This is a genomic window from Anaerofustis butyriciformans, assembly GCF_036289385.1.
Taxonomy (GTDB): domain Bacteria; phylum Bacillota; class Clostridia; order Eubacteriales; family Anaerofustaceae; genus Anaerofustis; species Anaerofustis butyriciformans.
The window spans coordinates 629,972-645,514 of record NZ_JAYFFH010000001.1; the positions used below are offsets into that span (position 1 = coordinate 629,972).

At 28.2% G+C, this 15,543-nt stretch carries 16 protein-coding genes and 1 other RNA gene; 4 read left to right on the plus strand and 13 right to left on the minus strand.

The genetic code is table 11. The features are described 5' to 3' along the window. The first annotated feature begins 76 nt into the window (after positions 1-76). Positions 77-1,906: a phosphoenolpyruvate carboxykinase (GTP) gene (locus V2W16_RS03050; protein WP_329381328.1), complete on the plus strand. Its 1,830-nt coding sequence runs from the start codon at positions 77-79 to the stop codon at positions 1,904-1,906. 152 nt (positions 1,907-2,058) lie between these two features. Here the strand turns inward: V2W16_RS03050 and rnpB are convergent. The 9 genes from rnpB to V2W16_RS03095 form a co-directional block, all read right to left on the minus strand. Then, positions 2,059-2,402, minus strand: an RNA gene (gene rnpB / locus V2W16_RS03055) — RNase P RNA component class A. Positions 2,403-2,448: 46 nt separating this feature from the next. After that, positions 2,449-3,774: a PepSY1/2 domain-containing protein gene (locus V2W16_RS03060; RefSeq protein WP_329381331.1), complete on the minus strand. Its 1,326-nt coding sequence runs from the start codon at positions 3,772-3,774 to the stop codon at positions 2,449-2,451. Between the two features lie 8 nt (positions 3,775-3,782). Further along, positions 3,783-4,508, minus strand: coding sequence for a spore cortex-lytic enzyme (gene sleB / locus V2W16_RS03065; RefSeq protein ID WP_329381336.1), 726 nt, complete (start codon positions 4,506-4,508; stop codon positions 3,783-3,785). 7 nt (positions 4,509-4,515) lie between these two features. Then, the gene (locus tag V2W16_RS03070) at positions 4,516-5,082 is read right to left on the minus strand and encodes a BofC C-terminal domain-containing protein (protein WP_329381339.1); all 567 of its coding nucleotides are present in this window, start codon (positions 5,080-5,082) and stop codon (positions 4,516-4,518) included. Between the two features lie 252 nt (positions 5,083-5,334). Beyond that, entirely contained in the window at positions 5,335-6,075 is a 741-nt protein-coding gene (locus tag V2W16_RS03075) for a YebC/PmpR family DNA-binding transcriptional regulator (protein ID WP_329381342.1), read from the minus strand. A 103-nt stretch (positions 6,076-6,178) separates the two neighbouring features. Next, positions 6,179-7,615, minus strand: a complete 1,437-nt coding sequence (locus tag V2W16_RS03080) for a sensor histidine kinase (protein WP_329381345.1) — start codon at positions 7,613-7,615, stop codon at positions 6,179-6,181. After that, positions 7,599-8,279 (minus strand): response regulator transcription factor, encoded by a 681-nt coding sequence (locus V2W16_RS03085; RefSeq protein ID WP_329381348.1) that lies wholly within the window; start codon positions 8,277-8,279, stop codon positions 7,599-7,601. Before V2W16_RS03085 ends, V2W16_RS03080 begins: the two co-directional genes overlap by 17 nt. 216 nt (positions 8,280-8,495) lie before the next feature. Then, positions 8,496-9,722 (minus strand): S1C family serine protease, encoded by a 1,227-nt coding sequence (locus V2W16_RS03090; protein ID WP_329381353.1) that lies wholly within the window; start codon positions 9,720-9,722, stop codon positions 8,496-8,498. A 171-nt stretch (positions 9,723-9,893) separates the two neighbouring features. Next, on the minus strand, positions 9,894-10,292 hold the full coding sequence (locus V2W16_RS03095; protein WP_329381356.1) for a Fur family transcriptional regulator: 399 nt from the start codon (positions 10,290-10,292) through the stop codon (positions 9,894-9,896). Between the two features lie 165 nt (positions 10,293-10,457). Between V2W16_RS03095 and V2W16_RS03100 the strand changes: the two genes are divergently transcribed. Together V2W16_RS03100 and cysK are read left to right on the plus strand one after the other, a co-directional pair. Next, complete coding sequence (locus tag V2W16_RS03100) at positions 10,458-10,889, plus strand: RrF2 family transcriptional regulator (RefSeq protein ID WP_329381359.1); 432 nt, start codon at positions 10,458-10,460, stop codon at positions 10,887-10,889. Positions 10,890-11,008: 119 nt separating this feature from the next. Beyond that, positions 11,009-11,938 carry a cysteine synthase A gene (cysK, locus tag V2W16_RS03105; protein WP_329381363.1) on the plus strand — a complete coding sequence of 310 codons (930 nt, stop codon included), beginning with the start codon at positions 11,009-11,011 and terminating at the stop codon, positions 11,936-11,938. A gap of 20 nt (positions 11,939-11,958) precedes the next feature. Here cysK and V2W16_RS03110 read toward each other — a convergent pair whose 3' ends face one another. The 4 genes from V2W16_RS03110 to V2W16_RS03120 all read right to left on the minus strand — a co-directional run bounded on the left by V2W16_RS03110 (position 11,959) and on the right by V2W16_RS03120 (position 14,837). Beyond that, on the minus strand, positions 11,959-12,735 hold the full coding sequence (locus tag V2W16_RS03110) for a GNAT family N-acetyltransferase (protein ID WP_329381367.1): 777 nt from the start codon (positions 12,733-12,735) through the stop codon (positions 11,959-11,961). Next, on the minus strand, positions 12,736-13,473 hold the full coding sequence (locus V2W16_RS03115; protein ID WP_329381370.1) for a MerR family transcriptional regulator: 738 nt from the start codon (positions 13,471-13,473) through the stop codon (positions 12,736-12,738). It abuts the gene before it with no gap. Between the two features lie 62 nt (positions 13,474-13,535). Beyond that, positions 13,536-13,853 (minus strand): DUF3784 domain-containing protein, encoded by a 318-nt coding sequence (locus V2W16_RS11170; RefSeq protein WP_425353932.1) that lies wholly within the window; start codon positions 13,851-13,853, stop codon positions 13,536-13,538. An 84-nt stretch (positions 13,854-13,937) separates the two neighbouring features. Next, a complete protein-coding gene (locus tag V2W16_RS03120; protein ID WP_329381372.1) occupies positions 13,938-14,837 on the minus strand; it encodes a DegV family protein in 900 nt (299 codons plus the stop codon). Positions 14,838-15,232: 395 nt separating this feature from the next. Between V2W16_RS03120 and V2W16_RS03125 the strand changes: the two genes are divergently transcribed. Further along, positions 15,233-15,532, plus strand: a complete 300-nt coding sequence (locus V2W16_RS03125) for a VanZ family protein (protein ID WP_329381376.1) — start codon at positions 15,233-15,235, stop codon at positions 15,530-15,532. The last annotated feature ends 11 nt before the right edge of the window (positions 15,533-15,543 follow it).

Here is a 15,543-nt window from a genome sequence, read left to right on the forward strand (position 1 = left end):
GAAAAAAAATCAAATTTGTAGTAAATTATTTATATGTGGTGTATACGTTTAACAATTAAAGAAGAAGGAGACAACTATGAAAGATATTATTAGCGTTGAAAATCTAAAGAAACTTGAAGAATTGAAAAATCCATATGTTATGCAAAAAGTAATAAATATGGTTTCACTATTAAAACCGGATAAAGTTACTGTTTTAACAGACAGTATTGAAGATCAGAATTATATTAAAGAAATTTCAATAAAAAACGGAGAAGAAACACCTTTAAATCTTGAAGGTCATACATATCATTTTGATTCACCACTTGACCAAGCAAGAGACAAGGTAAACACAAAATATTTACTTGATAAAGAAGTTAACTGGGGACTTGATATAAACTGGACAAACAGAGACAGTGGACTTAAAGAAATATACTCAATAATGGACGGAATGATGAAAGGCAAAGAAATGTTCGTTGCTTTCTACTGCCTAGGACCAAGCAATTCAATTTTCTCTATCCCAGCTTTACAAATAACAGATTCTGCTTATGTAGTACATAGCGAAAATCTTTTATATAGACAAGGTTATTCAGATTTTAAAAATTTAAACGGGAGCGATGACTTTTTTTATTTAATACATAGTGCAGGAGAATTAGTAAACGGCGTTACTAAAAACATAGATAAAAGAAGAATTTACATAGATATAAATAATAACACTGTATATACTTGTAATAACCAATACGCAGGAAACAGTTTAGGACTAAAAAAATTATGTTTCAGACTTGCAATAAAAAAAGCAATGGACGAAGATTGGTTAGCTGAACATATGTTTTTAATGGGAGTACACGGAAAAGATGGAAGAAAAACATATATGGCAGGTGCTTTCCCTTCTGGATGTGGTAAAACAAGTACAGCAATGATTTCAGGACAAAGTATCGTAGGAGATGATATAACATATATAAGAAACATAGATGGTAATCCAAAAGCCGTAAATGTAGAACAAGGTATATTTGGTATAATAAACGAAATAAATGGTAAAGATGACCCTGTTATATTTGATGCATTAACAACTCCAAGAGAAGTAATTTTCTCTAATACACTCGTAAGTGATGGAAAAACGTATTGGGATAAAATGGGAGTTGAACTTCCTGAAGAAGGATTTAACCATAGCGGAGAATGGAAAAAAGAATATGGAATAATTCCATCAAGTAAAAATGCAAGATATACAATGAAAATAGAAGAACTTGCTAATGCAGATGAAAATCTAAATAATAAAGAAGGAGTTCTTCTTGATGCAATGATATTTGGAGGAAGAGATGCTCATACAACAGTTCCAATAGCTGAATCATCATCTTGGAATCAAGGTATGGTAACAGGAAGCATCATTGAATCAGAAACTACAATGGCTTCAATTGGAAAAGAAGGTGTAAGAACTCATGACCCTCTTGCAACTTGTGACTTTATTTCAGTACCTTTCAAACAATTTATTGAAAAACATTTTGAATTTGGAAGAAAATTAAAACATGTTCCAAGAATATATGCAACAAACTATTTCTTAAAAGATATTGATGGCAATTTCTTAAATGGAAAACTTGATAAAAAAGTATGGTTACTTTGGGCTGAAGGCAGAATTCACGGAGATTATGATGCAGTTGAAACACCTATTGGAAATATTCCATTATATGAAGATTTAAAAAAATTATTTAAAGAAACTCTTGATAAAGATTATACAGAAGATGAATACAAATCTCAATTTGCCATAAGACTCGACAGATATCTTGAAAAAATGGCAAGAATGAAAGAAGCATTTAAAAATACAAATCTTCCTGATGAATTCAAAGTTGAATTTAATAACGAAATGGATAAACTAAAAAAAGCAAGAAAAGAATTTGACAGAGCGGTTGTTTCACCTTTCAGATTTTATAAATAAAAAAAAGCATCTGTTTTTACAGATGCTTTTTTATTGTAGATTGTATAATTGATTATAGATATATTAATGAAGTTTTAAAATTGGTATAATACGTCTGACCATAAATGATAAAAAACTTAATTATACAAAAAAAGAAACACCAAAAGGTGTTTCTTTATAGCAAGTTCATAAGCCGAGTTCTGTTTTAATGATCATCTATCTAGACTTATTGTTACCAATAAGTTCAAGCGACCTACCACTAACCAGTGACGGGCAGCCACCTGACATAAAGTCTGGTTATTTCTTGGTCTTGCTCCCGATGGGGTTTACACGTCCAAATAGTTACCTATTTGCCTGTGAGCTCTTACCTCACCCTTTCACCCTTACCTTTAAAAGGCGGTTTCCTTTCTGTTGCACTTTCCTTTAGGTTACCCTAACCGGCCGTTAACCGGCATCGTTGCCCTATGGAGCTCGGACTTTCCTCTTTTAAAATAAAAGCGATCAAACGACTTGCTATTTAAAGGTTTATTATATCATCTTTAAAAAACTTTTTCAACAAAATATTACATCGTAAGAATACTGTCATCAGCTTCTATTACTTTTAAAATATCCTCTTCATGTCCTGTTTTAGCATTTATATATATTATAAAAATTTCATCATTATATTTACCTTTTATTTCATAACAATATTTTTCTTCTTCCGTACTTGTCGGAATAACAGCAAGCCTTACTCTTGTTACATCAAAATCTTCATTAACCAAACTTAACACTTCTTTACTACTTAAAATATCTTTATCAAAGGTTCTTTGTCTATGATTTGAATAATAATTTGTTGCTTCAAATCCTACAACACTTTTATTGGTTAGGCTTACTTTTACTTTTATTAAGTCAGGATAACAAGTAACTCCATTCGTTTCATAAGCATAATTTATGGTGATAACATTTCCGTTTGTTTCATAATAATTTTCTTCCATATTATCAATATCCATCTTTTGCATATATTCTTTTCCTATTTCAATCGCTTGCTTTATGCTTACTACCCTGTTAGCTGTTTCATCAGCATCATAATTACTGTTTATGCTTATTATTTTTCCACCTCTTTTACTAACATACGCATAATATTTAACATCTGAAATTTCATAAGAATATACAAAACATTCTATGCTTGAATTCATATCAGAGTTATAAGTTACGTCTACATCACTGCCTATAAGTTCTTTTACAATGTTTATACCTTCTTCTTTAGTTATTATTTTATCTGATAATGATATTTTCTTATTTTGATTTATAGCATCAGAAAATGGACCATCAAATATCAATGTTGGATATTCATTTACCTCTTCGTTTAAAGCTTTAAAGGTATTATCTATTTTTGTATACTCATTTGCCATAAATACATTACTATTTTCAATCCAATCATAACCTTCATTTCCATATTGTATTTCACTGTTCATTTCATCCAATTTTTGGTATATTTTGTCACATGCTTCATATATTTCATTTATTTCTTTTTTATTTTCATTTGTAATTTTTTTATCAGATGTTATTAATGAATAATAATAGTTTGTCGTTTTATTTAAAAATTCGCTTGCATCAACAACTGCACTATGATTTATAGGCAGATTATTTATATTTTCGTTAATAGATAAATTAAGTCCATATAAGTTTATTAGCTCTTCTTTTATAAATTCTTCGTCATTACTTACATTAACTTTAGAAAGTCTGGAACTTAGCTGTTCAAAACTTTCAAGAAGCGAATTTAAACTTTTATCGTAGTTATTTTCTATGCTATTTGCCAACACTTTGCTATCTTTTGTTTCAAGGTAAGAAAACACACCAAGTGTAACTACAGTAATCAATAAAAATCCAATCAAAATATTTTTTTTCATCTTTTCACCTACTTACAAAAAACATGATTTCCTATTGTTCTGATAATAGGTCTTGTTCTTATCCACTCATTTGTTGCTGTTTTAGGATTATAATAATATAAAGCTCCTCCGGAAGGATCCCAGCCATTCATTGCATCCTTTACAGCATTTATACAAGAAGTGCTTGGAGTTAAATTAACTTGTCCATCTGCAACGGCATCAAATGCACCGTTTTGATAAACAACACCACTTACTGTATTAGGAAATGATGAAGATTTTACCCTATTTAAAATTACGGCAGCAACAGCAACCTGCCCTTCGTAAGGTTCTCCCCTTGCCTCTCCGTTTACGGCTCTTGCTATTAAATTTATTTCACTACTGCTTAAATTGTAATAAGAAGATGAAGAACTTGAAGACAATAAATTGTAAAGTCCCATTTTTTCCAAAGTTCTTTTTCCTGCTTTGCCATCAACGGTTAAGCCATTTTTACTTTGAAAATATTTAACTGCCTTTTCCGTTTGTGAACCAAATTTTCCGTCTACCGCTCCATCATAATAGCCCCATCTTTTTAGTTTTTGCTGTACAGGAGTAACTTGAGAAGATGGAGAACCATAATAAACATAATTTCCAGCATAAATATTTACAAAATAAACACCTATAGTCATTAATATACAAATCAATATAATAAAAATCATTGTTTTATTTTTCATTGTCTTATTCTTTCTTGTCTTTTTCTTCATCGTTTTACTTTTCATTTTCACCTTACTCCGCATAGTTTTGTAATATATTATACATCTCATCTTCACTTTGAACTACAATACCTTTTTTTATTTCTTCAACTGCAGTACTGTCTAATAATTCAATAGGAGTTTGAGTTTGTTCTACAATACTTTTATTCCCATCATCATCAAAAGAATACACTACAATATACCCTTCTGGAGTATCTTCATTAACAGTAATTAAATAATATCCTTTAGGATAGGAATCTATATTTTTTGATAATACAATTGAATCAGCATTAAAACTTTCAACCGTCCAATCTTTATATTTTTCTAAAAACTGGCTTTTATTTAAACCTACATTTCCAGCTTCTACATTTACTGTTTCTGTTTTTTTGATACCAACTTTAGTATAATAACGCTTAAATGTTACACTTGTTGTTGTAGTAGTTATAACATTTTCTTCATTATTTTCCAAGCTCCCTTTTACTTGATTTCCATCAGATTTTGTTATTTCCATACCCGCAAAAGAGCAGGCAGAAAAAATAGTGAATGATATTAAAAATAAAAATCCTATTAACATAATTTTATGTTTACTTAATTTTTCCATAACAACCTCTTATCAGATATATTTGTTATTTCATATTTTAGCCATATACGGAAATTTTATACATAAAAAAAACAAACTACATAAAGTTTGTTTAATATCTTAATAGATAATATATTTTCAATATAAATTAATTTATAACATTATAAATTATGCTCAGATAATTTATAATTCATATATGATACAAAATTTTGTTTAATTCTATTAAATAAAAAAAGCCTTATAAGAAAAATCTTTTAAGGCTTTATAAAATTATTATTCATAATCATCAGGAAGTTCTGCATTATGATATACATCTTGTACATCATCATTATCATCGAACATTTCAAGCATTTTTTCAAATTTCTTAATTTGTTCTTCATCTTCCAACTTTGTATAATTTTTAGGAACCATAGCAACTTCAGCAGATAATGTTTTTATATTATTTTCTTCTAAAGCATCACATACTTTTGAAAAAGTTTCAGGTTGTGTTGTAATTTCAAAACCATCATCACTTACATCAAAATCTTCTGCACCACTATCAAGTGCAATCATCATAAGTTCTTCTTCATCAACACTTCCGTCATTATCTACAAGAATTGTTCCTTTTTTATCAAACATAAAAGATACGCATCCTGTTGTTCCTAAATTACCACCATTTTTATCAAAGTAATATCTTACATCTCCGGCAGTTCTGTTTTTATTGTCTGTTAAAGCTTCAACAATAACTGCAACCCCACCGATTCCATATCCTTCATATGTGATTTGTTCGTATACGCTGTTACCAAGTTCCCCAGCACCTTTTTTGATAGCTCTTTCAATGTTATCATTTGGCATGTTATTTGATTTTGCTTTTGCAATTGCATCTTTTAATTTAGCATTTAGATCAGGGTCTGAACCACCTTCTCTTGCTGCAACAGCAATAAGTTTTGCCATTTTTGTATATATTTTACCTTTTTGAGCGTCTGTTTTCGCTTTTTTATGTTTAATTGTTGACCATTTAGAATGTCCTGACATATTACCCCTCCATAAATTTTCTGCATTATATTATATCATAAAGCACACTATTATTCAATGTTTTGTAAAATATATGCTATAAAAAAGAAAGAATAAGCTGAGCTTATTCCTTCTTTTCTTTATTCTTATTACCTTCTATTTTTAATTCAAACCAGAAAGTACTTCCTTTTCCTACCTGACTTCTAACACCAAATTTTGCACCATGTCTTAACAGAATTGTTTTTACAATCGATAGTCCAAGTCCCGTTCCAACAACAGAACGTTTATGGGTTTTATCTATTTTATAATATCTTTCCCATATATTTGGCAGTTTTTCTTCCGGTATACCTTCCCCTGTATCTGTAACTTCAAATTTTACAGTATTTGAATTAACAATCTGATTAACTTTTATAACTTTATCTTCACCTGTATAATTTATTGCATTTGTAAGTAAATTATAAATTACCTGTGAAATTTGAAGCTCATCAGCATTAATATATACATGCTTATCATAATTAAAGGTTATATTATAGTCAGTGAAAGTAGATAATCGTAATATAATATTTTTTACTTCCAATGTTAAATCAAAAGTCGTTTTATTTAACTCAACCGCACCTGACTCATATTTAGCCATATCCAATGTATCATTTACAAGATTGCTTAAACGTTTTGCCTCATCAATAATAGTTTGAATATCTTCTGCTTTTGTCTTATCAGGATAATCTCTAATCATTTCACTATAACCGATAATCATAGTAAGCGGTGTTCGTAGATCATGAGATACATTAGCGATAAGTTCTCTTCTGTATTCTTCATTTTTATCTATTTCAGAAGCAGCGTAATTAAGTGTACTTACAAGTTCGTTAATCTCCTTAAATCCACCATCAAATTCTTCTGCTTTATAATTTCCTTTTGCAAGCTCTCTCGCTTTTCCAGTTATTTTTTCTATAGGAGACGAGATTCTTTTTGAAATCCAAAAAGCTAAAACGCCCGCAAATAATATAAGCCCTATTGTTATCCAAAAAAGTTGAGCTCTTAACGTTGAAACAGTTGCATTAATAGGTGAAATTGTCGCATCAAGAAGCATTACATAAAAAGTATCCCCAACATTTACTATTTTTGTATAAACTATACTTTCAGGTTTTGAAAAAATAATATTACCAAATCTAAATTCTTTTTCTTCTCTTGATAACATAGATTTTTCCAAAAATTCTCCATTATTATCTATTGCTTTCGAAACATAGTATCCTATACCTTGTGGAGATAATGTATGTATAGTACATTTTGATGAAGTTTTTATAGAAAAAGCTTCATTACCGTAACTATCTAAAATCAAAACACAAAAATCTTTCGATAATGCAATTTCTTCAATATATTGCTCATTGAAATTTTGAGAAATCTTTGAAGCTGCTTCCTTTATTTCTTTTGTTTTTATATGTTTATAAGTAGCATCTAAAAAAACAATTTGAAAAAACCATAAAAAAATCAACACTACTGCAACAAATATGGCGAAATATTTAAACATACGCCACTTAAGGCTTAAATCAGTCTTCTTTTTCAAATCTGTATCCAACTCCTCTTAAAGTAACAATTTTATTAGAATAAGGTCCTAAATTTTTTCTAAGGAGTTTTATATGAGTATCCAGTGTTCTGTCATCTCCATAATAGTCATATCCCCAAACTGTAGAAATAATCTTTTCTCTGGAAAGTGCAATTCCCCTGTTTTCAACGAGGAATGTAAGTAAGTCATATTCTTTAGGAGTTAAATTTACAACTTCACCTTCAACTTTAACAATTCTTGCTGCTAAATCTATACTTATGCCATCTATGTTAATTATGTCATTTTCTTCTTTATCTTTATGAGGTTTAGTTCTTTTTAATATTGCTTCAATCCTCATCATTAGCTCTTTAGGAGAAAAAGGTTTTACAACATAATCATCAGCTCCTACTTCAAAGCCATGAATTCTGTCATACTCTTCCCCTCTCGCAGAAAGCATAATAACCGGTGTATCTTTAACTTTTCTTATTTCTCTCACAGCCGAAAAACCATCAAGTTCCGGCATCATTATATCCATTACAATAATATCAAAATCTTCATTTTTACATATCTCAATGGCTTTCATACCATCATTAACTTCTACTGTATCATAACCTTCAAAAGTAGCATATTTATTTATAAGTTCTGCTATTTTAGGTTCATCATCAACAATTAATATCCTTGGCATAATATCCTCCCATAATTTTAAATATATTATATCACATTATTTTCCTTATATACTAATATTACCGATGCAAATGCATCGGTAATATTAGATTACATATTTTTAAAAGAGGGAATTATTCGTTTAAAACGAATATCCATAAGCATATTGCTTATACAAAAATGTTAACAAAGTTATGTGTAAAATATGTGAATTCATCTTGAAATATTCATGTATTTGTTAATTAGTTTTTTCTGTTAACTTATACTCTACACTTCCCTGATTAATACCGTTTGAAACGGTTACTTTTATTGTATCCCCAACTTCTAATTTATTAATTACTGCCTTAAAATCACTTGCACTTTCAACTTTTGTATCATTTACCGCTGTTATAATATATCCAGATTTTAATCCTGCTTTTTCGGCATTTGAACCTTCCTCTACACTGTAAATATATACTCCAAGTTCATTTACCCCATATTGCATTGCAGTTTGTTTGTCTAAAATATCTATTAGAGTAAGACCACTTGTAACTCTGCCTTTAACATAACCATAATCCATTATCTGTTCTATAACTTCTTTTGCAGTATCTATTGGAATTGCAAAGCCAAGCCCCTCAACATTTTCACCTGAAGCTTTTGCATTTACAACACCTACAAGAAGTCCGTTTTTATCAAATAAACCACCACCTGAATTTCCGGCATTTATTGATGCGTTTGTTTGAATTAAACTCATTGTTTCATTTTCAATAGTAACTTCTCTATTTAAAGCAGAAACAATACCATTTGTTACGGTTCCTGAAAGTTCACCCAAAGGATTACCTATTGCAACAACTTCATCCCCAACTTCAAGAGAGCTTGATTTACCAAGAGTCGCATTTTTTAATCCTGTTGCTTCTATTTTTAAAACGGCAATGTCTGTTTGCTCATCCCTACCAACAAGTTTAGCTGTATAAGATTTACTGTCTGCAGTTGTAACAGTAATTTTGCTTGCACCTTCTACTACATGATTGTTTGTTGCAATATACCCATCACTGGTTATAATAACACCACTTCCAGCAGAAGTTGTAGTAGCACTTTCTCCAAAACTGTATCTATTTGCTTCTGATTCACTTTGGCATTCAATTGAAACAACTGAACTTTGAACAGCTTTTACAACAGTAGAAACATTCATTTCTGTACTGTCACCACTCGATGTTGAAGCTACGGGAATTTCTGTTGAGGTAACACCATCAGCTTTATTTGTAGCCAAGTATTTATTTGCAACAACACCTCCCACAAAACCTAAACATGTTGAAGTAGTCATCATTGCAACAACAATCAAAGCAAAAGCAGCATTTCTTCTCTTTTTATTGCTTTTATGTTCCTTTTTTAAATTCTTTTTTTCCTTAACATCGTCATTTATTAAAGAATCAAATTTATTATCAACTTCATTATCTGTCATCATATCATTAATTTTGTCGTCCATAATATTTGACCTCCTTTTTGAACTGTCTATATTATATTTTCCTAATGTGAAAATATAATGATACGATAATGAAGCTATATAAAACCTTTGATAACTTGTAATTGAAATATTGTTTATAAAAAAAGATACATATTTTCACATGTATTTCACATAAAAATAATTATAAAAAAATTATTCATGTTTTTCTTTTTCTAAACAATCACTACATACTCCTTTAAAAACCAAATTATAATTTACTACTTTATATTTACTTTGTTCTTCGACTTCCTTATTAATATTTTTATTAAATGAAATATTTACATTGGAAATTTTATTACATTTTGTACATATAATATGTTGATGTCCGTTTGTTATATAATCATACACATCAGAACTATCCAATATTTTTATTTTATTTATATGCCCTGCACTTGCAAGATTATTTAACACTCTAAATACCGTTGCTCTACTTATTGTTGAATATTTCGTATGTAATGTTTCATAAACTTCTTTTGCCGTAGGATGCCCATTTATATCTTTTAGTGTATTAAAAATAATTTTCTTTTGAATTGTATTTCTGGTATTTTCCATATATCCCCCTAAATACTAAATATTAATTATTATAATATTAAACAAAATTTTATGCAAACATTTGATTTTTTATTTTTTTACAGAATTTATCCTTTTTTTCTTTGATTTTTAAACATGACTATGTTATATTATAAAAAGCTTATTTTATTATAAAGAGGTATTTATATGAAGATTTCTACAAAAGGAAGATATGCACTCAGACTTATGATAGATTTAGCAAAAAATTACGATGGTAAATACATCACATTAAAAGAAGTTTCAAAAAGACAAGAAATTTCAATCAAATATTTAGAACAAATTACAACTCAACTTTGCAGGGCAGAATACTTAATTAGTGTAAGAGGACCTAAAGGAGGATATAAACTTTCAAAAGAACCTAAAAATTATACCGTAGGTGATATTTTAAGAGTTACTGAAGGAAGTCTCGCCCCTATTGCATGCCTTGAAGATGAAAAAAACAGCTGTACAAGATGTGATGCCTGTGCAACTTTAGAGTTTTGGAAAGGCTTATATAAAGTAATTGAAGATTACGTAAACAGCGTTACATTAGAAGATTTAATAAAAAATAGCGATGAAAATTTAAACTATAGTATTTAAAAGCAGATTTTTCTGCTTTTTTTTATTTTTCACTTGACTTTTTATTTAATATTATATATATTTATTTCATAGTATTCATATAGGAAATAAGAAAAATAATTTATTTTATGGAGGATAAAATGAAAGTATATAAAAATATAACACAACTTGTTGGAAAAACACCAATAATGGAACTTGTAAACTATGAAAAAGAAAACAATTTGCAAGCAAATATTCTTGCCAAAATAGAATTTTTCAATCCTGCAGGAAGCGTTAAAGATAGAATTGCAAAAGCAATGATTGAAAATGCAGAAAAAGAAGGATTATTAAAAGAAGGAAGCACAATAATTGAACCAACAAGCGGAAATACTGGTATTGGACTTGCAAGTATAGCAGCTGCAAAAGGATATAAAGCAATTTTAACAATGCCGGAAACAATGAGCATTGAAAGAAGAAAACTTTTAAAAGCATATGGAGCAGAAATTGTACTTACAGACGGCAGTAAAGGGATGAAAGGTGCAATAGAAAAAGCAGAAGAACTACAAAAAGAAATAAAAGATAGTTTTATTCCAAGCCAATTTGAAAATATGGAAAATCCTAAAATGCACTACAATACAACAGGTCCTGAAATTTATGAAGATACTGAAGGAAAAATAGATTACTTTGTTGCAGGTGTAGGCACAGGAGGAACTTTAAGCGGGGTTGGTAAATATTTAAAAGAAAAAAATCCAAATATTAAAATTGTTGCAGTTGAACCTAAATCATCACCTGTATTAACAGAAGGTAGAGCAGGTGCACATAAAATACAAGGCATAGGTGCAAATTTCGTTCCAAATACTCTTGATAAAAATATTTATGATGAAATAATAACCATTGAAAATGATGAAGCTTTTGAAAGCGCAAGAAAAATTGCCAAAAGTGATGGAATTCTTGTTGGGATTTCTTCAGGTGCAGCAATTAAAGCAGCAACAATCATCGCAAATAGAGAAGAAAATAAAGGTAAAACTATTGTTGCATTACTTCCTGATACAGGAGAAAGATATCTTTCAACAGAATTATTTGAAGAATAAAACAAAAGATGTAGCTTATGCTACATCTTTTTATATTTAAGTAATAATTCTAACTCCATTGTATCTTCATCAATATGTTTTTCTTTAATTTCAAAGCCTTGTTTTAAATAAAATTCTAAAGCTTTTTTATTTTTTTCATATACACTTAAACTTAAAACATTATAAAGACTTTTTGCCTTACTGATAAGTATTTTCCCAATACCTTGATTTCTGTATTCTCTTTTTATAAATAATCCTTCTATATATCCTTTATTTAACCCAATAAACCCTTTTATTATATTATCTTCTTTAAAAATATATATTTCACTTTTAGGTAATATTTCTTTTACATAATCTAAATTATCATAAAAATATTTCTTATTTATAAAATTATGAGCATCTAAATTTCCATTTAACCAAATATCTAATATAATATCTAAATCATTAATATTGAATTTCTCTACCATTATTTTTTTCTTTCTATATTTTATTTTTTCTGCGTCTTTATAATTTTCAATAACCAAATCTCTAAGTTCTTCCAATTCTTCTATATAATTTTCTTTATTATCTTTATATTCAAGTATTTCAATAACTTCAATATTTAAACTTTTATCACCAAATTTATTATATTCATTTTGTAAATTATTACTTTGCCTAAAGGATCCTAACTTTAATTGAAATTTAAGGGAATTTATGTTTCCTTTTAAATCCTCGGCTATTCCTAAATAAACTTTATTACTTTCATTAAAATTAACTTTATAAACTCCCATATCAGGCTTTTTCTTTTTATATTCTTCTTTTAATCTTTTTTTATCCATTTAATTCTCCCTAACAAATTCTTTTATTGCTCTACTCATAAATTCTGCAGTCCCTTCCCCTACATTATCAATATTATTTCTAAATCTTTCATCATTTATATACATATCACTTAAAGATAATAATATCTCATTTGAACAATAATAAAAATTATCACTTATAAAATCCTTCCACATTCTTACTAATGTCTTTACTTCATTGCTTTTTACATCATTGTTCTTATTTTTATAGAAAAGTAAAAAAATCCTCTTTGTTTCTTCCTCTATTTGATTCCATTTACTCTTTGTATAAGAAGATGTTTTGTCCTTATATTCAGCGTATTCCTTAGTCTTTCCCCATTTATCCAACACTTCTTTTTTATATTCTTCTTTATATATATTTATTTTATCAATGCTATCTTTATTCATTTTAGTTTTTCCTCCATTTAAAGTATCATCAACAAGTTTAATCAATAAGTCAATCTTTTCTCTTTTTAACATAAGAATTTTTTTATGTTTATTTAAGATATCAACCTTATCTCTTTTTTCTTGTTTCAAAATATATTTTATATCTTTTAGAGGTAACATAAGATCTTTATAAAAAATAATTTCTTGAAGCAATACCAAATCTTCATCTGTATAATATCTATATCCGTTCTCTTTTTTCTCACTTGGGTTTAATAAGTTTATTTCATCATAATAATGAAGTGTGCGCACACTAATATCAAATAATTTAGAAATTTCACCAACAGTTAACTTCATATCTTACCTCCAAATTTAAAATACACTATTACCTAACGTTAGAGTCAAGAGAAAATTTAACTTTACTTATATAATTTTATTGAAGATACCAAAGCATACAGTATCGTACATAATATTAAACACCATATAATATAACCCAAAATCTTAATTTTAAATATAATATTAATTAAAAGACATAAGAAAATTGCTGATAAAAATAGAAAAACTATTCCTGTTTGTCTATAATGAGGCTTTTTATTCATATTTTCTCTTTCCCTCTTTGAAGCAAAAAGAAAAGCGTTATTTAACAACAGACCTTTACAACTTAGCTGCAAAATACTTATTGTTAAACATATTAAAAATAATATTAATACAATAAAAATGGAAATTATATTATTCATATCTACCTCAATTTAAAATTAATTTTACATATTATACCACAAAAGAAAAGCGAGCTTATATTAATATAAACTCGCTTAGGAATACTATTTATCATATTTCTTTATAAATCCATGTCCTAGAGCATAAGGACCTGTATGAACACCAATTGTTGCTCCTATTTGTATCATATGTATTTCTTCTAATTTAACATTAGAATATTCTTGTAAAGATTTATGAAGTTTAAGTCTATATTCTTCCCCCTCTTCTTTACTGTATCCATAACCTACACAAAAAACATAATCATCAGGATTTTCATTTTTACGTTCAAAGAATTTTTTTGTATAATCCAAAACTTGTTTAATAGATTTTTTTCTGCTTCGTGCTACACCTGCTGAACAAACCTCTCCATATTTAAGCTCAATAAGAGGTTTCAAACCAAGTGCACCGGCAGCAAAGCCCGCAAGTTTACCTATTCTTCCTCCATGTTTAAGATAATCAATACTTCCTACCGTAAAATGAATTCTTCCATATTCTTTAAGTTTTTCAAGTCTTTCATAACAATCTTCAAATTCAATGCCATTATCTCTCATTCTTATGGCTTCACCTACAAAAACTGCCTGAGAAGCTGTTATATTAATTGAATTTATTACTTTTATTTTAGCATTATCATATTTATCCTCTAAAACTTCTTTTGCCATTCTCGCACTATTAAAAGAACCGCTTAATTGTAAATCTGTACAAATGCATAATATAGGAATATTCTTTTCTACAAAAGGAGTAAATACATCTATATAGTCGTTAACGCTTGGAAGAGATGTCTTTGGAAAAACAGTAGGGTTTTCAACCATTTTAGTATAAAACTCTTCAACAGTTATAAAACTACCCTCTTTATGTAATTCTTCATCGCCAAATGAAACATAAAAAGGAACAAGTTTTATATCATTTTCTTCTACATAACTTTTAGGTAAATCACAAGCACCATCGCTTATTATTTGAAAGCTCATATCTTTATTCTCCATTAATTTGAAATCTTAAATATTATACATCTAAAAAATATAAATAGCAATGTAGTAAAAACATATCTTTAATTTACAATGAAGTTTATTAAGAAAAAATTAAACTTTTTCATATTAATTGTTTTTTGCTTTTCTTTATTGTATCATTAAATAGCATTTTTTAGAAAAGAGGTAAAATTTTGACAGGAAAAAATAAAAAAGTAAATTGGCTTTGCTTTTTAATTTTATCAATATATCTGCTTATTGTATTTTCAATGACGCTAGTTCCTTATGTTGGAGAATATACATATGAACAACATTATAACTTAGTCCCTTTCCTAAGTATTAAAAACTAATGGCAAAGTTTACAATATACTGAACTTATAAATGGAGGAAAGCTTTCAATGATAGCTTTCATCAATTTATTTGGTAATATTGGGTTGTTACTTCCTTACGGATTTTTACTTCCTTTAACTTTTCCAGGAAGAATAACTTTTAAAAGAACTGTAAAAAGTGCATTTTTTATAACACTATTTATTGAGATAATGCAATTTTTCTTTTTAGTAAGCCGTGTTGCTGATATTGATGATGTGATATTTAATACAATAAGCGCTGTAATCGGATATATTTTATACTACATAATATGTCATAAGCACTATAAAAAATATAAGTATAATAAACCAAACGGTAAATATTTTAATTAAAAAAAACACCC